Source organism: Bradyrhizobium sp. AZCC 1719, from assembly GCF_036924525.1.
In the GTDB taxonomy this organism is placed as follows: Bacteria; Pseudomonadota; Alphaproteobacteria; order Rhizobiales; family Xanthobacteraceae; genus Bradyrhizobium.
Genome location: NZ_JAZHRU010000001.1, coordinates 2200526 through 2225261, shown reverse-complemented (window position 1 = coordinate 2225261; position 24736 = coordinate 2200526). Strand labels below are relative to the sequence as shown.

General features: G+C 63.6%; 23 protein-coding genes and 1 pseudogene. 8 read left to right on the top strand and 16 right to left on the bottom strand.

Features of this window, described 5'->3' with window-relative positions; genetic code table 11:
* Positions 1–85: 85 nt before the first annotated feature.
* The 4 genes from boxC to V1292_RS10515 form a co-directional block, all read right to left on the bottom strand.
* Positions 86–1774 carry a 2,3-epoxybenzoyl-CoA dihydrolase gene (gene boxC, locus V1292_RS10530; RefSeq protein WP_334372328.1) on the bottom strand — a complete coding sequence of 563 codons (1689 nt, stop codon included), beginning with the start codon at positions 1772–1774 and terminating at the stop codon, positions 86–88.
* 106 nt (positions 1775–1880) lie between these two features.
* Complete coding sequence (locus V1292_RS10525) at positions 1881–2399, bottom strand: DUF309 domain-containing protein (protein WP_334372326.1); 519 nt, start codon at positions 2397–2399, stop codon at positions 1881–1883.
* Between the two features lie 36 nt (positions 2400–2435).
* Positions 2436–3254, bottom strand: a complete 819-nt coding sequence (locus tag V1292_RS10520; RefSeq protein ID WP_334372324.1) for an alpha/beta fold hydrolase — start codon at positions 3252–3254, stop codon at positions 2436–2438.
* A 208-nt stretch (positions 3255–3462) separates the two neighbouring features.
* Complete coding sequence (locus V1292_RS10515) at positions 3463–5019, bottom strand: benzoate-CoA ligase family protein (RefSeq protein WP_334372322.1); 1557 nt, start codon at positions 5017–5019, stop codon at positions 3463–3465.
* A gap of 64 nt (positions 5020–5083) precedes the next feature.
* Between V1292_RS10515 and V1292_RS10510 the strand changes: the two are divergent.
* From V1292_RS10510 to V1292_RS10495, 4 genes and pseudogenes are all read left to right on the top strand, one after another.
* Positions 5084–6052: pseudogene (locus V1292_RS10510) on the top strand (helix-turn-helix transcriptional regulator); the annotation flags it as partial.
* Between the two features lie 168 nt (positions 6053–6220).
* Positions 6221–6580: a PilZ domain-containing protein gene (locus V1292_RS10505; protein ID WP_334372320.1), complete on the top strand. Its 360-nt coding sequence runs from the start codon at positions 6221–6223 to the stop codon at positions 6578–6580.
* A gap of 5 nt (positions 6581–6585) precedes the next feature.
* A complete protein-coding gene (locus V1292_RS10500; RefSeq protein WP_334372318.1) occupies positions 6586–6807 on the top strand; it encodes a hypothetical protein in 222 nt (73 codons plus the stop codon).
* A 46-nt stretch (positions 6808–6853) separates the two neighbouring features.
* Positions 6854–7396, top strand: a complete 543-nt coding sequence (locus V1292_RS10495) for a hypothetical protein (RefSeq protein WP_334372316.1) — start codon at positions 6854–6856, stop codon at positions 7394–7396.
* Here the strand turns inward: V1292_RS10495 and V1292_RS10490 are convergent.
* Complete coding sequence (locus V1292_RS10490; protein ID WP_334372314.1) at positions 7377–8168, bottom strand: IclR family transcriptional regulator domain-containing protein; 792 nt, start codon at positions 8166–8168, stop codon at positions 7377–7379. The genes V1292_RS10495 and V1292_RS10490 overlap by 20 nt on opposite strands.
* A gap of 97 nt (positions 8169–8265) precedes the next feature.
* On the opposite strand from V1292_RS10490, the gene V1292_RS10485 reads away from it, so the two are divergent.
* Positions 8266–9624 carry an aromatic ring-hydroxylating dioxygenase subunit alpha gene (locus tag V1292_RS10485; RefSeq protein ID WP_334372312.1) on the top strand — a complete coding sequence of 453 codons (1359 nt, stop codon included), beginning with the start codon at positions 8266–8268 and terminating at the stop codon, positions 9622–9624.
* Positions 9625–9732: 108 nt separating this feature from the next.
* The gene (locus V1292_RS10480; protein WP_334372310.1) at positions 9733–11169 is read left to right on the top strand and encodes a glutamine synthetase family protein; all 1437 of its coding nucleotides are present in this window, start codon (positions 9733–9735) and stop codon (positions 11167–11169) included.
* Between the two features lie 111 nt (positions 11170–11280).
* Here the strand turns inward: V1292_RS10480 and V1292_RS10475 are convergent, their stop codons facing one another.
* The 7 genes from V1292_RS10475 to V1292_RS10445 all read right to left on the bottom strand — a co-directional run bounded on the left by V1292_RS10475 (position 11281) and on the right by V1292_RS10445 (position 17599).
* Positions 11281–12009 (bottom strand): ABC transporter ATP-binding protein, encoded by a 729-nt coding sequence (locus tag V1292_RS10475; RefSeq protein ID WP_334372309.1) that lies wholly within the window; start codon positions 12007–12009, stop codon positions 11281–11283.
* Positions 12002–12769, bottom strand: a complete 768-nt coding sequence (locus V1292_RS10470) for an ABC transporter ATP-binding protein (protein WP_334376994.1) — start codon at positions 12767–12769, stop codon at positions 12002–12004. Before V1292_RS10470 ends, V1292_RS10475 begins: the two co-directional genes overlap by 8 nt.
* Before the next feature lie 4 nt (positions 12770–12773).
* Positions 12774–13721 carry a branched-chain amino acid ABC transporter permease gene (locus tag V1292_RS10465; RefSeq protein WP_334372308.1) on the bottom strand — a complete coding sequence of 316 codons (948 nt, stop codon included), beginning with the start codon at positions 13719–13721 and terminating at the stop codon, positions 12774–12776.
* On the bottom strand, positions 13718–14635 hold the full coding sequence (locus tag V1292_RS10460) for a branched-chain amino acid ABC transporter permease (protein ID WP_334372307.1): 918 nt from the start codon (positions 14633–14635) through the stop codon (positions 13718–13720). Before V1292_RS10460 ends, V1292_RS10465 begins: the two co-directional genes overlap by 4 nt.
* Before the next feature lie 237 nt (positions 14636–14872).
* The gene (locus V1292_RS10455) at positions 14873–16048 is read right to left on the bottom strand and encodes an ABC transporter substrate-binding protein (protein WP_334372305.1); all 1176 of its coding nucleotides are present in this window, start codon (positions 16046–16048) and stop codon (positions 14873–14875) included.
* Between the two features lie 333 nt (positions 16049–16381).
* On the bottom strand, positions 16382–17269 hold the full coding sequence (locus tag V1292_RS10450; RefSeq protein ID WP_442895513.1) for a sigma-70 family RNA polymerase sigma factor: 888 nt from the start codon (positions 17267–17269) through the stop codon (positions 16382–16384).
* The gene (locus V1292_RS10445; RefSeq protein ID WP_334372303.1) at positions 17270–17599 is read right to left on the bottom strand and encodes a hypothetical protein; all 330 of its coding nucleotides are present in this window, start codon (positions 17597–17599) and stop codon (positions 17270–17272) included.
* 333 nt (positions 17600–17932) lie between these two features.
* On the opposite strand from V1292_RS10445, the gene V1292_RS10440 reads away from it, so the two are divergent.
* Positions 17933–19207: an NAD(P)/FAD-dependent oxidoreductase gene (locus V1292_RS10440; RefSeq protein ID WP_334372301.1), complete on the top strand. Its 1275-nt coding sequence runs from the start codon at positions 17933–17935 to the stop codon at positions 19205–19207.
* Positions 19208–19241: 34 nt separating this feature from the next.
* Here the strand turns inward: V1292_RS10440 and V1292_RS10435 are convergent, their stop codons facing one another.
* The 4 genes from V1292_RS10435 to V1292_RS10420 all read right to left on the bottom strand — a co-directional run bounded on the left by V1292_RS10435 (position 19242) and on the right by V1292_RS10420 (position 24020).
* Positions 19242–20822 carry a tannase/feruloyl esterase family alpha/beta hydrolase gene (locus V1292_RS10435; protein ID WP_334376992.1) on the bottom strand — a complete coding sequence of 527 codons (1581 nt, stop codon included), beginning with the start codon at positions 20820–20822 and terminating at the stop codon, positions 19242–19244.
* A 334-nt stretch (positions 20823–21156) separates the two neighbouring features.
* A complete protein-coding gene (locus V1292_RS10430) occupies positions 21157–22371 on the bottom strand; it encodes an ABC transporter substrate-binding protein (RefSeq protein WP_334372299.1) in 1215 nt (404 codons plus the stop codon).
* A gap of 79 nt (positions 22372–22450) precedes the next feature.
* The gene (locus tag V1292_RS10425; protein ID WP_334372298.1) at positions 22451–22774 is read right to left on the bottom strand and encodes a 2Fe-2S iron-sulfur cluster-binding protein; all 324 of its coding nucleotides are present in this window, start codon (positions 22772–22774) and stop codon (positions 22451–22453) included.
* Between the two features lie 10 nt (positions 22775–22784).
* Entirely contained in the window at positions 22785–24020 is a 1236-nt protein-coding gene (locus V1292_RS10420; RefSeq protein ID WP_334372296.1) for a cytochrome P450, read from the bottom strand.
* 80 nt (positions 24021–24100) lie between these two features.
* Here V1292_RS10420 and V1292_RS10415 point away from each other — a divergent pair, with 80 nt between their 5' ends.
* The gene (locus tag V1292_RS10415) at positions 24101–24631 is read left to right on the top strand and encodes a MarR family winged helix-turn-helix transcriptional regulator (RefSeq protein WP_028351876.1); all 531 of its coding nucleotides are present in this window, start codon (positions 24101–24103) and stop codon (positions 24629–24631) included.
* Positions 24632–24736 lie beyond the last annotated feature (105 nt).

The window sequence follows — 24736 nt, the reverse complement described above, 5'->3', positions numbered from 1 at the left end:
GCCGGGACCTATTTCGGTGGCTAGGGTGGGTCCCGGTTCTGCGAGCCGCGTCACAAGCGTGCCGCGCAGCGCCCGGGACACGGGCCTAAACTCTCGTCATATCGAATTGCGCCTTCTGTCCGGTGCCGTAGCGGCGCAGCGCGCCTTCTTCGCCGACCGCGTTGGGGCGCTGGAAGATCCAGTTCTGCCACGCCGTGAGGCGCGAGAAGATTTTCGATTCCATGGTCTCGGGACCAACGAAGCGCAGATTCGCTTCCATGCCGGTGAGGCCGTCGGGCGAGAAGGATGTGCGCTCTTCCAGGAACACCCGCACCTCGTCGTCCCAATCGATGTCGTCGAGCGCGAAGGTAACCAGACCGAGCTCTTCGGCTTCCTCCGCATCGAGCGTGGTGCCGATGGTGGCTTCCGTGCGTTCCAGATCGGACGGATCGGCCTGGAAGCGCGATTGCAAGCGGGTCAGGCCGTGGCTCATCGGATAGGGGCCGAAATTCAGCGCGGTGAGCTGGATCGCCGGCGGCGGGCGGTTGTCGCCCTGGCGTGAGCCGATCAGCATGTAGGAACGGTCGGCGGCGAACACGAGTTCGGCGAGCGTACCGGCAAAGCAGGAGCCGGGCTCGACCAGCGTCACCAGCGTGCGCGAGGTGACGTCGATGCGCTTCAACACCCGTTTCCAGTAATGCCTGATCTCGTTGACCAGCCAGTGCGCCTTGTTGGCTTCCAGGAAGGCGTCGCAGGCGACCACATTGGCGGGGTCGCCGTGCGACTTGAACACCAGCATCGCGATTTCGAGTTCGTTGATACGCAAGTGAAGGATTGCGTCATCGAGCTCGCGCGCCACCTGGAGCGGCCAGAACGAGGCGCCCTGCCCGATCAGGCCGTCGATATCGGCGGGCGGCGCGGCCTCCGGCGCCTTGATCGAAATGGTCGCAATCCGCGCCGCGCGGTCGATGTCGACGCTGACAAAGCCGTAGCGGATGCCGGTCTCGTCGATGGTGCGGTTGAGCGGCGCAAGCGTGATGCCCTTGCCACTGCCATTGCGCTTCGAGCTGGCGGCGAATTCCTTGGCGCGCTCGGCAACCTTGGCCTCGAGCTTGCTGTTCGGGGCGATTTCATCGACCAGCCGCCACGCGACGGCGCGCTTGCCCTTGATGCCTTCCTCAATGGTGCAGAAGAAGTCGGCATGGTCGCGGCGCACCTTGCGCTTGTCGACCACGCGGGTCAGACCGCCGGTGCCCGGCAACACCGCGAGCAGCGGCACTTCCGGCAGCGCCACGGCGGCGGCGCCGTCATCGGCCATGACGATATGATCGGTCGCGAGCGCCAGCTCATAGCCGCCGCCGGCCGCGGTGCCGTTGACGACGGTGATGAAACGCTGCCCGGAATTTTCCGATGAATCTTCCAGGCCGTTGCGGGTCTCGTTGGTGAATTTGCAGAAATTGACCTTATGGGCGTGGGTCGCCCCCGCCAGCATGCGGATGTTGGCGCCGGCGCAGAACACCCGGTTCTTGCCGGAACGCATCACCACCACTTTCACTTCAGGATGTTCGAAGCGCAGCCGCTGCACGGCGTCGGCAAGTTCGATATCGACGCCGAGATCGTAGGAATTCAGCTTGAGCTGATAGCCCTCGAACAGGCCGGCATTCTCATCGACGTCCATGGTGAGGGTTGCGACCTCGCCCTCCACCGCCAACTTCCAGTGACGGTAACGCGACGGATCGGTTTGAAAATCGATGTATTTCGCTCCCCCCGCAAGGACGCGATCTTCACCGGCCATGAGCCACCCTCTGTCGTTTTCTCAGGATTTGTTTGGTTCGCTTCATGCACAATAGTGCATGTTTTTGAGTGAGTCCAGCCTAAAACGCCGGAACATGCATTTTGTTTCATGTTCGGCCGGCGGCCGCAAAGGCCACGCAATCGCCCTTGGCGAGCTGCGGCTGCTCCAGCTTGGCCTTGATGAGGCCCGCAAGGGCGGCAACCGGAAAGCTGTCGGCAAAGCCGGCGCCGCCGACATTGCGCATACCGAGCGCCTCGAGTTCGTCGAACGCTTCACCGAATAGCCGGACCGCGACGTGCGGCTTTTGCATGCGCAGCCGCAGATTGGCGGTCGTGATCAGGATGCAGGCTCGCAGCAAAATCCGCTCGCGGCCGCCCTGCGGCGCCGCCGCCCATACCGCTTCCAGGATCTCCTGCGATTCCCAGAAGTAGCCGTGGTCGTTGAGCGCCATGCCGTAGCGCAGCGCCGGGTGGCGCGCGGGCACGTAGCCCTGGAAGCGCGCCGGCACCAGCGCTGCGATCTGTGCCAGCGTTTCGTAATCGGCGGCGGCTTCCTTGGACTGGCCGGGCACATAAGCCCATCGCGGCAGCGGCAGATGACCGATGCCTGAGGACGGCGCGGTCATCGCAACAGCGCCTCGGCAAGCGCATGAACAAATGCGTTACGCGGCCCGTCCCTGCGAGCCGCTACCTGTGTGCAACACCGCCTTTGCGAAATCCGAAATCGCATCGAGCGTCGCCTCCGGCGTTTCGCGATGCGGCTGATGTCCCGCGCCCGGAATCACAGTCACATCAACCGGACAATAGCATTCTTCCTGCGCGATCTCGACCTGGCGCATGGTCCCATACTGGTCATCCACGCCCTGCACGATCGCCACCGGCACGCGGATATAGGCGAGGTATTCGGAAATATCCCAGTTGCGGAAATCAGGATCGAGCCATGCGCCGTTCCAGCCATAGAAGGCGTTGTCGACGTCCCTGTGCCAGCGCGAAAGCTTGCCCTTCAGGTTCGTGGTCTCGTAGGCGGTCCGGATCGCCGCAATCGACGCCACCGAAATATCCTCGACGATGAAATGCGGGGCGATCAGCGCGAGGCCCTGCACGCGGTGATCCTGATGCGAGCCCGTATAGATCGCCGCGATCGAAGCGCCGTCGGAATGGCCGAGCAGCAGGCCGCGGCGAAAGCCGATCTTGTCGAGCAGTTTTGGCAACACGTCGAGCGCCTCGACATGCATGTAGTCGAGCGGCCGCGGCAGCTTTACCGGCGTCGACGCGCCGTAGCCCGCGCGCGAATAGACGAATACGCCGGCGCCGGTCGCGGCCTGCAGCTTATCGGGAAAGTCGCCCCACAGGCCGGTCGAGCCGAGACCCTCATGCAGCATCACGATAACCGGCGCGTGCTCGGGCGACGGACCGATCATGCGGTATTCGAGATGGGAGGCGCCGACCGTGAGGAAGCCTGAGGGGGTTAGGGTTGTCATTGTAACCGCTCCCCTCACAACACGGCGCGGTGAGCTCCCTCCCCCCTTGCGGGGGAGGGTTGGGGAGAGGGGTAGCCACGCGCACCGCCGTTGCGGCTTACCCCTCTCCCTAGCCTCGAGAGCGAGCTTCGCTCGCCTCGGACCCCGCAAGGGGGGAGGGAACGAGCGCCACTTGCGGCAACACTTTGCACTTCGAATGACAAGTCCATCATGCCTTCGCCGTTTCGCCATCCCGCAGCTTGAACCGTTGAATCTTCCCCGTCGCCGTTTTCGGCAGGCTGTCCACCACGTCGATCCAGCGCGGATATTTCCATGGGCCGATCTTCTGCTTGACGTGCTCCTTCAATGCTTCATGTAAATCATCCGTCCTGGCGCCGGCGCGCAGCACGACGAAGGCTTTCGGCTTCAACAGTCCTTCGGGATCGGCTTCGGGGACGACGGCGGCCTCGAGCACGGCCGGATGGGTGATCAGCGCGCTCTCGACCTCGAACGGCGAGACCCAGATGCCGGAAACCTTGAACATGTCGTCGCTGCGGCCGCAGAAGGTGTACCGGCCATCGGCGTCGCGAGTGTATTTGTCGCCGGTGCGGGTCCAGTGGCCCTCAAAGGTCGAACGGCTCTTGGCGCGCTGGTTCCAGTAGCCTTCGCCGGCCGAGGGCGCATCGACCAGCAATTCGCCGACCTCGCCATCGGCCACTTCGGCGCCGGCCTCATTGACCAGCCGCACCTTGTAGCCGGGCACCGGACGGCCGGAGGAGCCGTATTTGATGTCGCCGGGCGCATTGGACAGGAAGATGTGCAGCAGCTCGGTCGAGCCGACGCCATCGAGAATATCGACGCCGAAGCGCGCCTTCCAGGCGTTGCCGACCGATTCCGGCAGCGCTTCGCCGGCGGAAGTGCAGATGCGCAAGCGATTGCCGGCGCGCGCGTCCTTCAGCGTCTCGTCGTTGAGCATCGCGGCGAACAGCGTCGGCACGCCGTAGAAGATAGTCGGGTTGTACTTGTTCATCAGCGCGAACATCGCAGCCGGCGTCGGCCGTTCCGTGTGCAACACCGTGGAAGCACCGACCGACATCGGAAACGTCAGCGCATTACCGAGGCCATAGGCAAAGAACAGTTTTGCCGCCGAGAGACAAACATCGTCCCCGCGAATGCCGAGCACCTGCTTGGCATAGGTTTCCGCGGTGGCGGCGAGATTGGCATGCAGATGCCGCACGCCCTTCGGCATGCCGGTCGAGCCCGACGAATAGAGCCAGAACGCAGGCTCGTCGGGATGCGTCGCCGCGGTCGCGAACGTATCGCTCTCGCGTGCGAGTTCATCGGAGAGTTTCTTGTGGCCGTGGGCGTCCTTGCCCGACACGACAACATGCTCGAGGTCCGGCATCCGCGCGACGACATCTTTGACGACCGGCAGCAGCGCTTCGGAGACGAACAGCACGCGCGCGCGGCAATCTCCGAGAATGTAGGCGTACTGCTCCGACGTCAGCAGCGTATTGAGCGGCACCGGCACGACGCCGGCGCGGATCGCGCCGAGGAACACCGCGGGAAAGTCCACGGTGTCGAGCATGATCATTGCCACGCGCTCTTCGCGGCGGACGCCGAGCCGGCGCAGCATGTTGGCGACGCGGCGGGTCCGCCGCTGCAGCTCGCCATAGGTGAGTTCGGTGACGGTGTCGGTGAAGGCGAGCTTGGCGCCGCGCCCCTCCTCGACATTGCGGTCGAGCAGCCAGGTCACCGCATTGTACGAACCGGACGTGCCGCTCACGACGCTTCTCCCCTGAGTTTTTAAGAATTATAATTCATACAAAGACACCGGCTACGCTTGCTGTCAATCCTCATCGGCATTATGTTTCCGAAATCCGTTCACCCCGACGCAATGCCGAACGAGGGAAATGACCGAGGCCAGCGACCCCGAATCCGGCTTTCTCGAGCAGCTTGGCCAGCGTGTGCGCACCATGCGCGCCCTTCGCGGCATGTCGCGAAAAGTGCTCGCAAAAGTTTCTGGAATTTCGGAGCGCTATATCGCGCAGCTCGAAAGCGGCAAGGGCAACGTCTCGATCGTGCTGCTCAGACGCGTGTCGAACGCGATGGGCGCGCATCTCGAAGATCTCATTCCCTCGGCCGAGCCCGCGCCGGATTGGGCCGTGATCCGCGATCTCTTGCGCAAGGCAACGCCGGCGCAGATTGCGCAGGCCAAGGATGCGCTGGCCGGCGGCGGCCTATCGGCGCAGCGGCGGATTTCGTTTGCCGGCATCGCCCTGATCGGCCTGCGCGGCGCCGGCAAATCCACCCTCGGCAGGATGCTGGCGAAGAAGATCGGCTGGAAATTCGTCGAGCTCAACAAGGAGGTCGAGGCGCAGAACGGCTTGTCCGTCGCCGAGATCATCGCGCTCTACGGCCAGGAAGGCTTTCGCCGCATGGAGCAGTCGGCACTGACGCAATTGCTGGCGCGCAAGGAATTGATGGTGCTGGCGACCGGCGGCGGCATCGTCTCCGAGCCGTTGACCTTCGACCTGATCCTGTCGTCGTTCTACACCATCTGGCTCAAGGCCGAGCCGGAAGAGCACATGGCCCGCGTCCGCCGCCAGGGCGATTTGCGCCCGATGGCTGACGACCGTTCCGCGATGGCGGAATTGCGCAACATCCTGGTCAGCCGCGAACCGCTCTATGCACGGGCGTCAGCCGTGGTCGATACCGCCGGGCTCTCCGTCGACGCGGCGGCGGCGCGGCTGAGCGATGCAGTCGCGCCGGTGCTGCATGACAAGCACGCGTTCGGCCTGCGCAGCGCGGTGTCCTGATCGCTTCCATTCGTAAACGGCTGTTTCGGCCAGGCCGAAGGTACGCGCTCGACGGTTGCATCCGATGGCAAGCGCGCCCGTTAACCACCGCACAAGCTTCATGCGAGCGACGGCTGTAACACACGCTGAAGGAGTGTTACTAAAGCGTTAATCGCATGGAGGACTATCATGCTGGAGCGCCGTCAACACCAAAGAGCCCGCGTCTATTACGGCGGGATGGTCGCGTTCAACGCGCGCAATTCGACGCTTGCCTGTGTCGTGCGTAATTTCAGCAGGCGTGGCGCGAAGATCGAATTCGAGAACTCTGCCATCGTCCCCGACCGGATCGATTTCGAAATCGGGCGCAGGGGCCTCTCCTGCCCGGCCCGCCTCGTCTGGCGCGACCACAACGCGGCCGGGCTGGCGTTTTCAGATGTAGAAGAGACGAGCGACGTCATTCCGCTGGAACGGGCACGCAAGCTGCGCGCGACCGAACGGGCCAACCGGCGGCTGCAGTCGCGTCTCGATCAGCTTCTGTCCGAGCATTAGAACGCATGAGCAGCGTTGAAGGCGAAGACGACGCCATCCTTGCCGTCGCCCGGGCACCGAAGGTGCGCCGACGCCGCCTGCGCACGATCCTTCTGGCCGTGTTCACCGCGCAATACACGCTCGTCGCCATGGCCGTCAGCCTCTCGGTTGCGGGCATCCTGCACTATCTGGTGACGCCGAAGGTCGTCGCCCAGTTCGAGGCGATCGCCGCGGCGTTCAAGCATTAGCCCGGGTGCCCTCGAACTTCGGGCCTGTTCGCGATACTGATGGCGCATGAAGCTGCTTTTCCTCCATGGCTCACCCGCGGTCGGCAAGCTGACGGTCGCCAACGCTCTGCTCCGGATGGTGCCGGGCCGACTGATGGACAATCACGCGGCGATCGATCTTGCACGTACGATCTTCGACTTCGACGCGCCCGGATTCTGGGAGCTTGTCCACGACGTCAGATCGTCGGCGCTCAATGCCGCGGCAGCGAACGGCGTACCGTTGCTGGTGATGACGTTCTGCTACGCCGAGCCCGACGATCGCGTCCAGTTCGCAAATTTCGAGGAGATCGTACAACGGTACGGCGGCGAGTTGCTGCCGGTCTTCCTGCATTGTTCGCGCGAAGAAGCGATGAAGCGGGTCGGCAATCCCGACCGGGTAGCGCGACGCAAGATGGCTTCAGGCGAAGCCCTCACCAGATTTCTCGACAGCTACGACTTCACGGCAGTGCCGCGGCCCGATTGTGTCCGGCTGGATACCGAACTGAATTCGGCGGAGGCGATCGCGCAGAACATCGTCCGCCATTTCGGACTCACACCAGCATCGCTTTGACTGATGCCGCCGCCTCGCGCAGGCGCGGCAGAAATTTCTCGACCATCTCTTCCGCGGACACGCGGTCGACATGCGCGCCCATGTTGATGGCGGCGATGATCGCGCCGTCGTAGCGGCGGACCGGCACCGAGACCGAACGGAAACCCGGCTCGGCTTCGCGATCGACCAGCGAATAACCCTGCGCGCGATCGGCGACGATCGTCTTCAGGAGCTGCTTCTTGTCGGTGACGGTGAACGGTGTCAGCGGCGCAAGCTCCATCCGGTCGAGCACGGCGGCCAGTTCGTCGTCGGCCAGCCGCGACAGCAGGACACGGCCGACCGAAGTACAAAACGCCGGCAGCCGGTAGCCGATATCGATGCCTGACGAGAAGATTCGCGTCGGGCTGGCGCGCGCGATGAAGACGACGTCGTCGCCGTCGAGGATCGCCATCGACGCGATTTCCTGCGCTTCAGCCGACAATCGATCAAGCGCCGGCTGCAGCACCGAGACGACATGGTTGGAGGCGAGATAGCTTGACGCCAGCACCAGCACGCGCGGCGTCAGGCGGAATAGCTTGCCGTCGGTTGCGACGAAGCCGGCGCGTTCGAGCGTGAAGAGGATGCGCCGCGCGGTGGCGCGCGGCAGCTCAGCCGCCTTGGCGAGGTCGCTCAGCGTCATCGGCTGCCGGCTGCCGCCAAATATTTCGAGCACACGCAGGCCGCGGTCGAGGCTTTCGATGAAATCGGTCGCGCCGCGGTTGTCAGCGTCCGCCGCGCGCTTAAGCTTGGGCATCGCTGCCTCCATAATCCGCTTGCCTCACGCCAAGCCTACGCTAAAATCGCACAAAAGTTCAATAGGCGAACAAATCTAACTTGCGGAGATCCTCGCCATGATGAGCCAGGAAGCGAATGACCTGATCACCCGCACCGGGCGCAAGGACCCGTGCGGCAAGCTGATGCGGATGTACTGGCAGCCGGCGGCGCTGGTCGACGAGCTGCAGGGATCGCGGCCGGTGCGCCCCGTAAAGTTGCTCGGCGAAAACCTCGTGCTGTTTCGCGACGAGCAGGGCCGCTACGGCCTGATCGATCGCCACTGCGCGCATCGCGGCGCCGACCTCGCGTTCGGACGGCTGGAGAATGGCGGGCTGCGTTGCGCCTTCCATGGCTGGCTGTTCGACGTCTCCGGCCAGTGCCTGGAGACGCCGGCCGAGCCGAAGGACTCAAAGCTGTGCCAGGGCATCAAGCAGCGCTCCTATCCCGTGGTCGAGAAGAGCGGCATCCTCTGGGCGTATCTCGGCGAAGGCGAACCGCCGGCGTTTCCGGAGATCGACTGTTTTGTGGCGCCCGACAGCCATACCTTTGCGTTCAAGGGCCACATCAACTGCAACTGGCTGCAGGCGCTGGAAGTCGGCATCGATCCGGCGCATGCCTCCTTCCTGCACCGCTTCTTCGAGGACGAAGACACTTCCACCGCCTACGGCAAGCAGTTCCGCGGCGCGTCTGCCGGAAGCGATATGCCGATGACGAAGATTTTGCGCGAATACGACAACCCGATCATCAATGTCGAGCACACCGAATATGGGCTTCGCCTGATCGCGCTGCGCGAGCTAGATGCGGAGCGCACCCATGTGCGCGTCACCAACCAGCTCTTCCCGCACGGCTTCGTCATCCCGATGAGCACGGAGATGACGATCACGCAGTGGCACGTGCCGATCGATGACGAGAACTGCTACTGGTACGCGATCTTCACCTCTTACACGACGCCGGTCGACAAGACGAAGATGCGCGACCAGCGTCTCGAGCTCTATGAGCTGCCGGACTACAAGTCGCGCAAGAACAAGTCGAACGATTACGGTTTCGATCCGCACGAACAGGCGACTGCGACCTATACCGGCATGGGGACCGACATCAATGTCCACGACCAGTGGGCGGTGGAGTCGATGGGCCCGATCCAGGACCGCACCAACGAGCATTTGGGACAATCGGACAAGGCGATCGTGCAGTATCGCCGCCTGCTGCGGCAGGAGATCGAGAAGGTGGTCGGCGGCGAGAAGCCTATGCTGTTCCTCGACGCGGCACATGCGCGCTCGATCCAGGGGCCTGCCACGATGGACGGCATCGGGCCCACGCAGGGCTGGGAAATCTACTGGATGGAAATCGACGTCAAGCGCCGCCGCGGCGCGCCCTGGGCCGCGCCGGTGCCGACCGAGATCGCGGGCAAGGTGCCCCACCTTACGGCGGCGGAGTAATTTAGCACCGTCATTCCGGGGCGGCTCGCAGAGCCGAACCCGGAATCTCGAGATTCCGGGTTCGATGCTGCGCATCGCCCCGGAACGACTGAAGATGGGGGATTGGCGTTGAGTTTCGTCGAACGTCACGGGCTGTGGTCGAAAGAGCAACAGGAGGCCGCGAGCCGCCTGCGTAGGATCGTCGAGGAGAAAAACCTCGAAGTCATCCGCCTGTCATTCCCCGACCAGCACGGCATCCTGCGCGGCAAGACCCTGGTCGCGAGCGAAGCGATTGCCTCGCTGGAAAGCGGCTGCTCCATCACCACTACCATGCTTGCCAAGGACACCTCGCACAAGACGGTGTTCCCGGTGTTCACCGCCGGCGGCGGGTTCGGGATGAAGGAGATGGAGGGCGCCGCCGACGTCTTGATGGTCGCCGACCCCACCACGTTTCGGGTGCTGCCGTGGGCGCCGACCACCGGCTGGCTGCTGTGTGACCTCTATTTCAATGACGGCCGCCCGGTGCCATTCGCCACGCGGCATCTCTATCGCAAGGTGATCGATCAGCTCGGACAGCGCGGCTACGATTTCGTGGCCGGCCTCGAAGTCGAATTCCATCTCTTCAAGCTCGACGACGCGCATATGGCGCCGGAGGATGCCGGCCAGCCCGGTCGCCCGCCATCGGTGAGCCTGCTCTCGCACGGCTACCAGTATCTCACCGAGCAGCGCTACGACCAGATGGAGCCCGCGTTGGAGATCATCCGCCGCGACGTGCTGGCGCTCGGGCTTCCCTTGCGATCGGTCGAGGTCGAGTTCGGTCCGAGCCAGTGCGAATTCACCTTCCAACCGACCAGGGGCCTCGCGCCCGCCGATAACATGGTGCTGTTCAGATCGGCCGTAAAACAGATCGCGCGCCGCCACGGCTATCACGCCACCTTCATGTGCCGGCCAAAACTGCCCAATGTCTTCGCCTCAGGCTGGCACCTGCATCAATCGCTGGTGTCGCGCGCAAGCGGCGAGAATGCGTTCATGGCCGGCGAAAAGGATGAGGTGCTGAGCTCGTTTGGACGCGCCTATCTCGCGGGACTGCTGGAGCACGCCCGCGCATCCACCGTGTTCACGACGCCGACCATCAACGGCTACAAGCGCTACCGCTCCTATTCGCTGGCGCCGGATCGCGCGATCTGGGGCCGCGACAACCGCGGCGTCATGATCCGTGTGCTCGGCGGTCCGGGCGATGCGGCCACCCGGCTGGAAAACCGTATCGGGGAGCCCGCGGCGAATCCTTATCTCTACATGGCCTCGCAGATTCTCTCAGGGCTGGACGGCGTCGACCGCAAGCTCGATCCGGGTCCGTCAGCGGATGCACCGTACGAGACCAAGGCGGCGTTGTTGCCGAAGAGTTTGCGCGAGGCGGTGTTCGCGCTGCAGGACGATCCGTTTTTCCGGCAAGCGCTGGGGACGGAGTTCGTGGACTATTACGTCCACATCAAGAACGCCGAGATCGAGCGGTTTCAGGCCGAAGTGTCTGATTGGGAGCACCGCGAATATTTCGAGATGTTTTGAGGGGGCGCACGCCTCTCCGCCGTCATTCCGGGATGGTCCGAAGGACCAGACCCGGAATCTCGAGATTCCGGGTTCGATGCTAGCGCATCGCCCCGGAATGACGTGCCCCCTTCAAATCCCCAGATACCGGTGCTGCAGATCCGGCTCGGCAATCAACTGCTCGCTCGTCCCCGTCCACACCGTCCGCCCGCGCTCGATGATGTAATGGCGGTCGGCGATGCGGGAGAGGTTGGCGACGTTCTTGTCGATCACCAGTACCGATTGGCCGCGGCCCTTCAGCATCGACAGGCAGTTCCAGATTTCCTCGCGGATCAGCGGTGCGAGCCCTTCGGTGGCTTCGTCGAGGATCAGAAGCTTCGGGTTGGTCATCAGCGCGCGGCCGATCGCCAGCATCTGCTGCTCGCCGCCCGACAAGGTCACGCCCATGTTGTTGCCGCGCTCGGCGAGTCGCGGAAACAGCGCGTGGATCTTGTCGATAGTCCAGGGATCGGGATTGCCTGAGCGGTTGCCCGAGGCCGCCACCAGATTCTCGTAGACTGTCAGGTTCGGAAAGATCTGGCGGCCTTCCGGCACCAGGCCGATGCCGAGTTTTGCTATTCTGTAGGACGGCAGGCTGCGCACTTGCTCACCCGCGAAGCGGATCGTGCCCGCACCGGCCGGCGTCATGCCCATGATGGAGCGGATGGTCGTGGTCTTGCCCATGCCGTTGCGGCCCATCAGGGCGACCATCTCGCCCGATTGAACCTTCAGCGACAGGCCGAACAGCACCTGGCTGAGACCGTAGCGGGTCTCGATCCCTTCAACTTCGAGCAGGGTTTCGGCGGTTTTTGATTCAGCCATGGCTCACCACCACGTGCTGGTCGCCGAGATAGGCGCGCTTGACTTCTTCATTATTTCGGATGGCGTCTGGATCGCCCGAGGCGATCACGCGGCCATAGACCAGCACCGTGATGCGGTCGGCCAGCGCGAACACCGCTTCCATGTCGTGCTCGACCAGCACGATGGTGACTTCCTTCCGCAACTCCTTCAATAGCGCCACCATGCGCGCGGATTCGGTGACGCCGAGGCCGGCCATCGGCTCGTCGAGCAACAGCAATTGCGGCTTGGTCGCAAGCGCCACCGCCAGCTCGAGTTCGCGCTGTTCGCCGTGGCTCAGTTCGGATACCAGCACGTCGGCACGCCGGGCGAGCCCTACCCGCGCGAGCGCCGCCTGCGCCGCGTCGCGCAGATGCCTCTCCTTGCGGGCAGCGCCCCAGAAGCGGAACGAGTGGCCGTCATGCGCTTGGGCTGCGAGCGCGACGTTATCGGCCGCGGTAAAATTCGGCAGCAGGCAGGTGATCTGGAACGAGCGCGCCAGGCCAAGCCGGCTGCGCTGATAGGAAGGCAGCCAGGTGATATCGCGGCCGGCGAAGTGAATGGTGCCGGAGTTCGGCATCAACTGCCCGGTCAACTGGCTAATCAGCGTGGTCTTGCCGGCGCCGTTGGGGCCGATGATGGCGTGCAGCTCGCCCGGCACGACATCGAGCGACAGATTGTCGGTGGCCTTGATGCCACCGAAGCGGCGGACCAGGCTTTCGACGCGAAGCAGGGGTTCGGCCAAAGAATCAACCACGGCTCAACCTCCCGAGCAGTCCCATGATGCCGCCCCGCGCGAACAGCACGATCAGCAGCAACAGCGGGCCCATGATCAGCGCCCAGTATTCGGTAAACTGCGACAACAGCTCTTCCAGCAGCAGAAACACGATGGTGCCGATGACAGGCCCGAACAGCGATCCCATGCCGCCGAAGACCACCATCACCATGAGTTCGCCGGAGCGCGTCCAGTACATCGTGGCCGGGCTGATGAAATCCGTGTTGTTGGCGAGCAGCGCACCGGCAAGGCCACAGATCGTGCCTGAGATCACGAAGCAGACGAGACGATATCTGTTGGCGTGGAAGCCGATCGCCTGCATGCGCTGCTCGTTGGAGCGCACGCCCTGCACCACCATGCCAAACCGCGAATTGACGATGCGCCAGATCAGATAGATGCCGCCGAACAGGCAGGCCAGGCAGAGATAGTAGAACTGCACGCGGTTCGACATGTCGATGAGGCCGCCGAAATTGCTGCGCTTGTAGATGGTGAGGCCGTCGTCGCCGCCATAACGCGAAAGACCTGAGGCGATGTAATAAGCCATCTGCGCAAACGCGAGCGTGATCATGATGAAATAGACGCCGCGGGTGCGCAGCGACAGCGCGCCGATCACGAGCGCATAGAGCGCGGACACCGCGAGCGCAACCGGCCACTGGATGAAACCGGAGCCGATGCCCTCATAGGCGAGAATGCCCACGGCATAGCCGCCGATGCCGAGATAGGCGGCGTGGCCAAAGCTCATCATGCCGCCATAGCCCATGATGAGATTGAGGCTCGCGGCCGCCAGCGCGAAAATGACGATGCGGGTGAACAGCGTCAGGATGAAGATGTTGCCGGTCAGTGCCGAATAGGCCGGCAGCAAGGTGAGGCCAAGCGCGACGAGCGCCACGATGACGTTGCGGGCGTTGATGTGAGATTTCATCGCTTGGCAGCCGGAAACAGCCCCTCCGGCCGCACGACGAGGACGATGGCCATCAGGAGATAGATCAGCATCGATGACAGCGCGGGTGCGGCGGTGGAAGCGGCGGCGGAACTCAGCACGGTGCGCAGGAGATCGGGCAGGAAGGCGCGGCCGAGCGTATCGATCATGCCGACGAAGATCGCGGCCATGAAGGCGCCCCGGATCGAGCCGATGCCACCGATCACGATGATGACGAAAGCAAGAATGAGGATGTTTTCGCCCATGCCGATCTGCACGGTGAGGATCGGCGCCTGCATCAGGCCGGCAAGGCCTGCGAGCGCCGCGCCAAGTCCGAACACCAGCGTGAACAACAGCTTGATGTTGATGCCGAGCGCGCCGATCATTTCACGGTTGGAGGCGCCGGCGCGGATCAGCATGCCGATCCTGGTCCGCATCACCACGATATAAAGCAATGCCGCAACCGCCAGCGCAACCGCGATGATCGACAACCGGTAGGCCGGATAGAACACGCCGGGGACGATCTGCACCGGCACGGTCAGCCAGGCCGGCAGCGGCAGCGACAGGCCGGCGGGGCCCCAGATCAGCCGCACCGCGTCATTGAAGAACAGGATCAGCCCGAAGGTTGCCAGGACCTGATCGAGATGGTCGCGGCCGTAGAGATGTCTCAGCGCGATGAATTCGAGCGCGATGCCCAGTAGCAGCGTGGCGCCGAGCGCGAGCAATATGCCGAGCACAAAACTATTCGTCCACGCCACGAAGGTCGCGGCGAAATAGGCGCCCATCATGTAGAGCGAGCCGTGCGCCAGATTGACGAAGTCCATGATGCCGAACACCAGCGTCAAGCCGGCCGCCAGCAGGAACAGCAACAGGCCGAACTGCAGGCCGTTCAGCGATTGTTCGATAAGGACGAGCATGAACCTAAAACTCTAGACCTAGAGCGTGATGACGCGTCATCCCGCTCTATTTTTCTATTTTGGGCATGATCTTTCGGAAAACCGGATCCCACTTTTCCGGATCATGCCCTAACAAAACAGCGGCAGCACATCTGCGCCGCCGCCATTTTTCTTGTTGGGCGGACGATCTGTCGTTAACCGCCCCCGGGTCAAGCCCGAGGGCGCGCTCCGGCGATCATGCACCGGCCATGCCAACAATCACTTCTTCATCGGACATTTGTCGTGGAAGCGATCCTGGTCGTCCTTGACGATGGTCGCCACTGTCTTCAGCGAGAGCTGGCCGTCGGCGTCCTTGACCACATCCTGCAGGTAGAAGTTCTGGATCGGAATGTGGTTGTTGCCGTATTTGAACGGGCCGCGCACAGACTTGAAGTTGGCCTTCTCCATCTCGGCCTTCATCTCGTCCTTCTTCGAGGTATCGCCCTTCACCGCAACCACCGCACTGTTGATCAGGTTCGCGGCGTCATAGGACTGCGCGCCGTAGAAGGTCGGGCGGAGGCCCGGATGCTTCTTGCGATAGTCCTCGACGAACTTCTTGTTCTCCGGGAACGGCAAATCGTTGACCCATTGCTGCGCGCCGGGTACGCCGATCGCGTTTTCCTTCTGCAGCGGCAGCGACAATTCGTCGATCGTGAACGCCGTATAGAGCGGGATCTGCCCCTTCAGTCCGGCCTGGGCGTATTGATTGAGGAACTGGACACCGGCTGCGCCGGGATAGAACACGAAGATCGACTCGGCCTTGGAATTCTTGGCCTTGGTGAGCTCGGCGGAGAAGTCGAGCTGGCTCGGCCACACCGTGTATTCCTCACCGACGACCTGGCCCTTGAAGGTGCTCTTGACGCCGGCCAGCATGTCCTTGCCGGCGGCGTAGTTCGGGCCGATCAGGAACACTGATTTCACGCCCTTCTGGTTCATGTAGGTGCCGACCGCCTGCGGGGTCTGATCGTTCTGCCAGGAGGTCGAGAACACGTAAGGCGAACAGAGATCGCCGGCGAGCTGCGAGGGACCGGCGTTGGCCGAGATCAGGAAGGTCTTTGAATCCACTGCGGTCTTCAGCGAGGCCAGCAGCACGTTCGACCAGATATAGCCCGCGATGAAATCGACCTTGTCGGACTGGATCAGCTTTTCGGTCTTCTGCTTGCCGACATCGGGCTTCTGGCCGTCATCTTCATAGATCACCTCGACCGGTTTGCCGCCCATCTTGCGGCCGAGATGGTCGAGCGCCAGCTCGAACGAGTTGCGCATGTCGTTGCCGATCACAGCGGTCGGGCCGCTGAAGGTCGAGACAAAGCCGATTTTGATGGTGTCGCCAGCGAGCGCGGGCTGCGCCAGCGCCAGAATTGTTGCGCCTGCCAGCCAGAATGCCTTTTTCATAATCACTCCCCTCCTGTTTATCGCTCAAAACCCGGTCAACCGGGCGACCGGCAACGCTTGCTCCGCGCGCCTCTTATCTGTGAGGTATTTTGTGCGCGAAATCGCCGGTCAGCGGCAAGCATGAACCCAAGGCTCCGGTTAGAACCTTCGGCGCATGCTTAAGCCACCTGCACCATAATTCGCGGATGGCGGGGATGGCAAGAAATATAATGCCGGTTGCCCCGGCAACAATTGTCGCGGTTTTGGGGGCCGGAGAAGCCTGATGGGTCGACCGCTGCAGCCGGGGCGGCGCGCCGTGACGAGCGTCATGGCGCACCTTCCAGAAGCGCTCGTTCAGATCAGGTATTCAGCGCCATCGATGACGTAAGGCGCGTGGCGGAAATCCCGGATGGTCGCGACCTTGCCGGCCGACCAGCCCAGCAGCACGAAATATTTCGGCTTTGCATCGCCTTCGTTGGGATCGAACACCAGGATGGCGGGACGCCCCTCCACCAGACCCGCCACCAGGCGCCAGTCGCTGACCTTGTCGTAATTGCCGAAATAGCGCGACACTTCGGCCTTGCCACGCAAGTGGGTCCTGCTGACGAGATCGAGCCTGACATCGTCCGAGATCATGGCGCGGATGGCATCGAAATCGCGCGCGTTGAAATGGGCGACATAGGCGCCGAGCCGCTCACGATCGGCGTCCGATAGTTTTTGCTGCGGCGCGTCGTCCGGCTCGACGGCAATTTCACGCAATTGCGCGCGGCCGCGATGCAGCGCGGCCTTGGCCGCGGGCAGGCTGCAATCCATTACGTCGCAGATTTCCTTCAGCGAGCAGCCGAGCACGTCCATCAGGATGACGCTCGCGCGCTGTGGTACCGGCAACCGCATGAAGGTGCGCAAGGAGGTCGCGGCGATCTGGCGGCTCGCCACGGCATCGAGCTGGTCAACGATCATGTCCACCTCCGCTGGTCCCCGGAACGCCTCCTGGCGCTTGCGCCGGCGCAGAAAATCCAGCGCGGTGTTGTGCGCAATGCGGAACAGCCAGCCTTCGGGATTGCCGAGCGGGCGGGCGGAGGCATGCGCCTCCACCGCCTTGATCATGGCATCCTGCAGCACGTCCTCGCCGTCGATGACGGAGCCCACCATGCGCGCGCAGTAGCGATGCAGCTTTGGGCGCATCGCCACCAGCAGGCGCTCGATGTCGAACGTGGCGGACGTCTCGGGACCCACTGTCATTCAGACTCCGGCAAGCGCGTTCTCGGTCTCGCGCAACATGCGATAATTGCCGACGATGGTCACGCTTTTCGCCAGCGGCGGTTCGGCGCAACGCTCGCGAATGCCGTTCTGGAACGCCTGAAACGCCGCCAGTTTCGGCAAGGCGCTGGAGCCGTCATCGGCTGCGGTCTCGACGAAATGGATGAACGTATCATCCTCCAGCCGCAGCGACAGATAGCGAAAGCCTTCCGGCTCGGCCGCCTGCAATTCGGCAAACACCGCCGCCACCAACTCGGCGTTCCTGTCGCTCATTTCCGGCTTGGTTTTGTACCTGATTACGGTCCGTCTCATGGCTTTCTCCTGTTCTGCGGCCATCTCGACCCCAAGGACGTTTCGGAACGGGCAAAGGATGCGGTGGCAGGAAATTTATTTTGCCGTCGTCCCTGCGCAGGGACCCATAACCACAGGATTTTGTTGTTGCGCTGTGCTGTGGCTCCAGCATTCTCAACAATAATCTTCTGTGGTTATGGGTCCCGGCTCCTGATGCGCAGTTGCGCATAAGGGCCGGGACGACAGCACGATGCACTTTCGCTATCGGCCGATTGACAAAGACGTATTGGAGCGGAGCCGCAAATGGCTACATAATCCAATGCGTTGAGACATCTGAAACCGGGGTCCCGTTCCATGACGACCGTGCCGAAAGAACCCCATCACGTCGTGATCGTCGGCGCCGGTTTCGGCGGTCTGGAGACCGCCTTCGGCCTCGCCGGTGCGCCGGTCCGGATCACGCTGATCGACCGCCGCAACCATCATCTGTTCCAGCCGCTGCTCTACCAGGTCGCGACCGCTTCGCTGGCGACGTCGGAAATTGCCTGGCCGATCCGCTATCTCCTGCGCGACCGCCCCGAAGTGACGACGCTGTTTGCCAATGTGAATGGCGTCGATGCCGAGGGAAAGCGCGTGCTGCTCGAAGACGGCGAGACGATTTCCTACGACACGCTGATCCTCGCCACCGGCGCCCGCCATGCCTATTTCGGCCACGATGAATGGGAGCCGTTCGCACCAGGCTTGAAGACGCTGGAGGATGCCACGACGCTGCGGCGGCGCATCCTCGTCGCCTTCGAGCGCGCCGAGCGCGAAAAGGATCCGGCGCGGCGCGCGGCGCTACTCACCTTCGTCATCATCGGCGCCGGCCCGACCGGCGTCGAAATGGCCGGAACAATCGCCGACCTCGCCAAGGACACGCTGCCGCCGGACTTTCGCAACATCGATACCCACAAGACCCGCGTTATCCTGATCGAGGCCGGCCCGCGCGTGCTCGCGGGCTTTCCCGAAGACCTCTCTTCCTATGCGCAGCGCGCGCTGGAGGAACTCGGCGTCGAAGTGGTGTTGGGGCAGCCGGTCACCGAATGTGCGATCGATGGCGTCGTCTATGGCGGCAACAGGCTGGAGGCCAGGACCATCGTCTGGGCAGCCGGCGTGCGCGCCTCGCGCGCGGCGGAATGGCTGAAGGCGCCCGCCGACCGCGCCTACCGCCTGAAGGTCGAGCCTGATCTGACCGTGCCCGGCCATCCCGACGTGTTTGCCATCGGCGATACCGTGACGATCGCCGGCCCCGACGGCAATCCCGTGCCCGGCATCGCGCCGGCGGCCAAGCAACAGGGGCGCTACGTGGCGGCGCTGATCAAGGCACGCTTGAGCGGCGGCACGCTGCCGCCGTTCCGCTACAAGCATGCCGGCAGTCTCGCGCAGATCGGCAAGAAGAAGGCCGTGATCGATTTCGGCCGCATCAAGCTGCGCGGCAATCTCGCCTGGTGGATCTGGGGCATCGCCCACATCTACTTCCTGATCGGCCTGCGCAACCGGCTCAGCGTCGCCTTGAGCTGGCTGTGGATCCACGCCCGCGACCAGCGCGCGGCGCGGCTGATCACGCAGGGCTCGAGCAAGGTCACGGGATAGGCTCGCTTCGCAGGGATCGTGCGGGCGGAGCCCCTCACCGCGCGCAGGCAAAACTGGCCGCGCTACTCGTCGGCCCCGATTTGTAATGCGGCCATGCCGGCCATTGGCACAATGGCAACGAGCGCGTGGTCTCAAACGCCGGCGCTTCGACCTTCTGCTCGATCACCTCGAGGTCGCCGGGCGCCTTGCCGTTCTCGACCCAATCAACGAGCACGGCCAGCATGTCGAGATTGGCGGGCGCGCCGGAGCCGACATGGTCGACACCGGGCGCCGTGTAGAGGCGGGCGAACGCCGCTGTCTTCTCGCGGCCCAAGGTGCGCTGCACGTTTTCGAAATAGCGTATCCCTGCGTAAGGGCTCTGGGCATAGTCGGCCATGTTCTCGAGAATCACGAGCTTGCCGCCGCGCGCGGCAAAGCGGCTGAGGTCGGGATTTGTCGAATCCATCAACCGCGATACCTGCAGCAGGCGCTCCTTGTGATCCTCGGGCTTGTAGGTCGTGACGTCGAGCTTCGGATCACGCGCGAAGACATATTGGATGCCGCCCGCACCGTAGATCCAGGCGATGCCGTTGGCAGGCAGCGGCGGCTGCGCCGGCGCCGCCTTGCCGAGCCACCAGGCGACCCAGCCGCCGGTCGGACCAAACGCAGGGGTGTTTTCGCCGGAGACGCCCCAGCCCGGATAATCGTCAAGACCGTTCTCCAGCACAAACGAGAACTTGTACGTCGAATGCAGCGTCCTGATCGCCGCGATCTGCGCCTCGCTCAGGCACTGATCGCCGCTTTGGCCCGGCGCGCAACGCAGTGTGTCCGGCTGGAATTTCGCCTTGCAGCCAACCGGGTCCAGCACCAGCGAGTCCTCGACGCCGTCCGCCTTGTCGCAGGCAGCAAGCACCGCCTTGGCCACGAGCTCGACCTGCGCGGGACGGATCCAGCCCTCACCCATCGTTGCAAGCCCCGACCGCGTCCCGGCATGCTGCAATCCGACCCAGTTGATGACGGGCACGCGGGCAAAGATGCCGTCAAAATCGTCGGGATAGCGCTGCGCCATCGTTAGCCCCTCGCGGCCGCCTTCCGACGATCCCATGAAATACAGCTTGGCCGGCGGGTTGCCGTAGGCGCGCACCATCAGCGCAACCGCGGCGTCGCGCACGCGCTTGTAGGAACGATGGGCGAAATTCTCAAAGGCCTCGTCGTTGAGCGCAAACGTCTGCGGCGGCTCGCCCGGCTTGGTCTCGTGGCCGGAATCCGTGCCATAGGTGACGAAGCCGCGCGCCAGCGGCGACGGCGCGCCGAACGGATACGCCGGCGGCAAGGCAAGCCCGGTGATCAGCACGCCGTTGAAGCCGCCACCACCATATTGCAGCGAGCGGCCGTTCCACTCGACCGGAAGATTCACCTGAAATTTGATCGGCGGCGCCTTGGGATCGGCCGGCGCGATCTGGCCGAGGACCTTGCAGAATTCCGGATTGGCCGGCGTGATGCGCGCCGCCGGCGTCGGTGCTCTTTCGGCGACCGCAAGCGGCGACGGCGCGACCATGGTCGCAGAATCGATCCGCACGGCATTGTCGACCGGCCGGATCAAATCGCTGCAGGTCGCGGCGGGATCGCCGACCATCTTTGCTGCTGTCGCGTCGACGGCAAAGAACGTCGTTGCGGCGAGCAGCGAGGCCAACTGGATCGGCGTGCGAATATGGAATCTGAGACGTTGCATCGTTTCCCCCTTCGCTGTCGCAGCAGCGTTTTTGACCAGCCGTCTGGCCTACAATGGTGGTGCAGGCGAAGCGGGCGTCAATCAGAAATAAGACGAGGCAAGAACGACGCCAACGTCTCGCGTTCTTTATGCGGCGATGCCCCCACCCATAGCCGATGCTCCGCATCGGCGTTCTTCTAGAGAACGGCGGCCACAGGCCGCCTATGCCTCCCCCGCAAGCGGGAGAGGGAGAGCACTTTCATTTCACCAGCGAGCAGCCGCCGTCGGCGAGCGGGCGGAAGGCCTGGTCGGCCGGAATGGTCGAGACCAGCTTGTAGTAGTCGTAAGGATATTTCGACTCTTCCGGCTTTTTCACCTCGAACAGGTACATCGGGTGGATGACGCGGCCGTCCTGGCGGATGGTGACGTCGCCGAACAGTTTGTCCTTGCCCTTGAACTTTTTCATCTCAGGCACCGCATCCTTGGCGTGATCGCTGCCGGTCGCGGCCACTGCGTTGAGATAGGCGAGCGTGGAAGCATAGACGCCGGCCTGATTGCCGCTTGGCATCTTGCCGTTCACGCCCGGCCGCGCCGCGAAGCGCTTTGCAAACGCGCGGGTGTTTTCATCCATGTCCCAATAGAACGCTTCGAACAGTTGCAGGCCCTGGCCTACCTTAAGCCCCATGCCATGGACGTCGTTGATGAACAGCAGGAATGCCACCATCGTCTGCCCGCTTTGCTGAAGCCCGAACTCCGCCGCCTGCTTCACCGCGTTGACGGTGTCGCCGCCAGCATTGGCAAGGCCGATCACCTTGGCCTTGGAATTCTGCGCCTGGAGCAGAAGCGAGGCAAAGTCCGGCGTGTTGAGCGGATGCTTGGCCGAGCCCAGCACCTTGCCGCCGTGCTTTTCGATGTAGTTGGTGGCCTCGGCCTCGATGCCCTGGCCGAGCGCAAAATTCACCGTGATGAAGTACCATTCCTTGCCGCCCCGCGCCATCATCGCCGCCGCGGTCGAGTTGCCGGTCGCCCAGGCGTCATTGACCCACTGGATGGTGTTAGGAGAGCAGGCCTTGCCGGTCAGGTCGGAGCTCGCCGTCGACGACGCAAGAAACGTCATGCGGCTGTCACGCAGCAGCGAGTTGATGGTGAGCCCGACGGCGGAATTCGGCACGTCGACCACGGCATCGACGCCATCGACGTCGAGCCATTTGCGCACGATCGCCGAACCGACGTCGGCCTTGTTCTGGTGATCGGCATAGACGATCTCGACCTTGATGCCCTTGCCGCCGCCGTTGAAATCCTCCGCCGCCATGCGCGCGGCTTCTACCGAGCCCATGCCGTTGGTGTCCTGGAAGATACCGGAAATGTCGTTCAGCACGCCGATGCGCACGACATTTTCGGAAATCTCCGCGCGCACCGCGCCCGACGCCATGCAAGACAAGGCAAGCGCGAGACCTAACCTTAAACCCCTCATTGTTCTCTCCCTTTTGAATTTTGATCTTGAGCGTTCCCGGACTTCGCCGGGTTTGACTTCAGTTCAGGTGACTAGGCCGTCACAATTGCCGGTCCGGCAGATTGAGAACCAAACCATCGAGATCGGCAGCCAACTTGATCTGGCAGGACAGCCGGCTGTTGGCCCGCCGTTCGGCCGCGGCGCCATCCAGCAACGCGTCCTCGTCGTCGCCCATGGCCGGCAGGCGGGCGAGCCACTCCTCGTCGACATAGACGTGGCAGGTGGCGCACATCGCGTTGCCGCCGCATTCGGCCAGAATTCCACCGACATCGTGGCGCGTCGCCCCCTGCATTGCGCTTTCGCCATCGCTGGCGTCGATGCGCTGCGCCCGGCCGTCAGGGTGAACAAACGTGATGCTCGGCATGGGCGGTCCGTCAGGCCGGAGAAATGGTGATGGGGAGACTTTCGAGGCCGCGCAGCGTGTTGTTGTAGCGGCGCTTCACCGGGCCTGATATCTCGATACTTGCAACCTTGCGCGCGATCGCCGCCAGCATCACCTCGCCTTCGAGGCGCGCGAGAAGCTGGCCGACGCACATATGGATGCCCGAACCGAAGCCGACATGCCCGGAGGTACGCCGGGTGACGTCGTAGCGATCAGGATTTTCCCAACGCCGCGGATCGCGGTTGGCGGCGCCGAGGAACATCAGCACCTTTTCGCCTTCGCCGATACGATGGCCGGCGAGTTCGACCTCCCGCGTCGTGGTGCGGAAAAAGGTCTGCACCGGGCTTTCGAAGCGGATCGCCTCCTCGAAGGCGTTGCGCGCCAGCGTCGGATCGCTGCGCAGCCGCGCAAGTTGATCGGGGAAACGCGCCAGGCAGTACATCGCGGCGCCGATTCCGTTGACGGTGGTGTCGAGCCCGGCCGAAAGCAGCGAGCGCACCAATAGCGGCGCCTCTTCCGCCGTAATGTCGCCGGCGTCGGCGCGGGCATGGATGCAGGCGCCGAAGCCGCCGGGCGCAAGATTTTCGCGCTGGCACTGAGCGGCGACATAGGCCTGATGTGGCGCGGAGCGCTCGATCGCCTCCTGGCGCAACTGGTTCGGCGGCCCGAACGCGTTGAACACCAGGCTCGCATACGGCAGCAGATTCTCCCGCCCCTCCTGCTTCAGGCCCATCGCATCAGGAAATACCGAGAGCGGATAGGCCTCCGCGAGATCGGCAACCGCATCGAAGCTGCCGCGATCAAGCAATTCGTCGATCTTGGCCGCGGCCATCGCCGTGAAATGTTCGCGGACCTGCTTCATGGCGGTCGGTGACAACACCTGAGAGAGCACCGCGCGTGTCCTGGTATGCGCCGGCGGGTCCGCTTCAAGGATGATGCTTTGCGGTCGCCACGGCTTTTCCTTGGCGAAATCGCTCAAGCCCACGCCGCGGCTCGAACAGAAGGTCAGGGGGTCGTTGAGGACTGCGTGCACCTCGGCATAGCGGGCGACGCCATAGACGCCCCACTTCTCGAGCCAGACCACCGGCCCGGCCTCGCGGAGGACGTCGTGGATCCGGTGCGGATCCTCGAAAAACTCGGTCGAAAACGGGTCCACGTCCAGATGGGGCACGCCGGCCGGCGCACTCCGCTCCGGGGTTGCAGAATCTATCCGGGATGTCGCGCTCATGTGAGTCTCCTGCATAATGTTCTTGCAGAGCGGTATCCGCTGTCTCTATGTCTGGAACGCTGGAGCAGCGTCGGAAAAGCATGAGCAGGAACAGACAGGCGCGCGCCCCCCGTGCGGGCGCGGCAGGCAGGAGCGGACGGGCCGAACAGGTGCTCGACCTCGACCGTTACGTTCCGGCCCTCATCACCTTCATCGCCAACAAATTGTCGCGCAGCGCGACCGTGGTCTATCAGAAGCGCTTTGGGGTCAACGTCACGGAATGGCGGATCTTGTCGCTGCTCGCGATCGAGCCGGAAATTTCCGCGGCGCGGATCTGCCACGTGATCGGCTTCGACAAGGGGCCCGTGAGTCGCACGCTGGCCGGCATGGAGGAACGCGGGCTGGTCAGCATCAGGGCCGACCGGGAGGACGGGCGCACCCATTCGATCTCGCTGACCCCGAAGGGCTATGCCACCCACGACCAGGTCATCGCGGTCGCGCTCGAACGCGAGCGCCGCCTGCTCTCCTGCCTGAGCAAGCCGGAGCGGGAGACCCTGATCGCGCTGCTGCTGCGGGTGCACGGCAATCTCGACGCCGTGAAAGGCGCGGGCGAAGTCGATACGAAGAGCTGAGCGGCGTCTATTAGCTACACCGCGGCCCCCACACTGCGCACGCGACATCGCATTGCGTCGTGACGATCCGACACGCCCGAACATCCGTTTCTCCCTGTGCGGCCC

Bases quoted from the DNA above. Each gene is read 5' to 3' on its own strand.
- boxC (WP_334372328.1), bottom strand. From the start codon at position 1,774: ATGGCCGGTGAAGATCGCGTCCTTGCGGGGGGAGCGAAATACATCGAT.
- V1292_RS10525 (WP_334372326.1), bottom strand. From the start codon at position 2,399: ATGACCGCGCCGTCCTCAGGCATCGGTCATCTGCCGCTGCCGCGATGG.
- V1292_RS10520 (WP_334372324.1), bottom strand. From the start codon at position 3,254: ATGACAACCCTAACCCCCTCAGGCTTCCTCACGGTCGGCGCCTCCCAT.
- V1292_RS10505 (WP_334372320.1), top strand. From the start codon at position 6,221: ATGCTGGAGCGCCGTCAACACCAAAGAGCCCGCGTCTATTACGGCGGG.
- V1292_RS10500 (WP_334372318.1), top strand. From the start codon at position 6,586: ATGAGCAGCGTTGAAGGCGAAGACGACGCCATCCTTGCCGTCGCCCGG.
- V1292_RS10495 (WP_334372316.1), top strand. From the start codon at position 6,854: ATGAAGCTGCTTTTCCTCCATGGCTCACCCGCGGTCGGCAAGCTGACG.
- V1292_RS10490 (WP_334372314.1), bottom strand. From the start codon at position 8,168: ATGCCCAAGCTTAAGCGCGCGGCGGACGCTGACAACCGCGGCGCGACC.
- V1292_RS10485 (WP_334372312.1), top strand. From the start codon at position 8,266: ATGATGAGCCAGGAAGCGAATGACCTGATCACCCGCACCGGGCGCAAG.
- V1292_RS10475 (WP_334372309.1), bottom strand. From the start codon at position 12,009: ATGGCTGAATCAAAAACCGCCGAAACCCTGCTCGAAGTTGAAGGGATC.
- V1292_RS10465 (WP_334372308.1), bottom strand. From the start codon at position 13,721: ATGAAATCTCACATCAACGCCCGCAACGTCATCGTGGCGCTCGTCGCG.
- V1292_RS10460 (WP_334372307.1), bottom strand. From the start codon at position 14,635: ATGCTCGTCCTTATCGAACAATCGCTGAACGGCCTGCAGTTCGGCCTG.
- V1292_RS10455 (WP_334372305.1), bottom strand. From the start codon at position 16,048: ATGAAAAAGGCATTCTGGCTGGCAGGCGCAACAATTCTGGCGCTGGCG.
- V1292_RS10450 (WP_442895513.1), bottom strand. From the start codon at position 17,269: ATGACAGTGGGTCCCGAGACGTCCGCCACGTTCGACATCGAGCGCCTG.
- V1292_RS10445 (WP_334372303.1), bottom strand. From the start codon at position 17,599: ATGAGACGGACCGTAATCAGGTACAAAACCAAGCCGGAAATGAGCGAC.
- V1292_RS10440 (WP_334372301.1), top strand. From the start codon at position 17,933: ATGACGACCGTGCCGAAAGAACCCCATCACGTCGTGATCGTCGGCGCC.
- V1292_RS10435 (WP_334376992.1), bottom strand. From the start codon at position 20,822: ATGGTCGGCGATCCCGCCGCGACCTGCAGCGATTTGATCCGGCCGGTC.
- V1292_RS10430 (WP_334372299.1), bottom strand. From the start codon at position 22,371: ATGAGGGGTTTAAGGTTAGGTCTCGCGCTTGCCTTGTCTTGCATGGCG.
- V1292_RS10425 (WP_334372298.1), bottom strand. From the start codon at position 22,774: ATGCCGAGCATCACGTTTGTTCACCCTGACGGCCGGGCGCAGCGCATC.
- V1292_RS10420 (WP_334372296.1), bottom strand. From the start codon at position 24,020: ATGAGCGCGACATCCCGGATAGATTCTGCAACCCCGGAGCGGAGTGCG.
- V1292_RS10415 (WP_028351876.1), top strand. From the start codon at position 24,101: ATGAGCAGGAACAGACAGGCGCGCGCCCCCCGTGCGGGCGCGGCAGGC.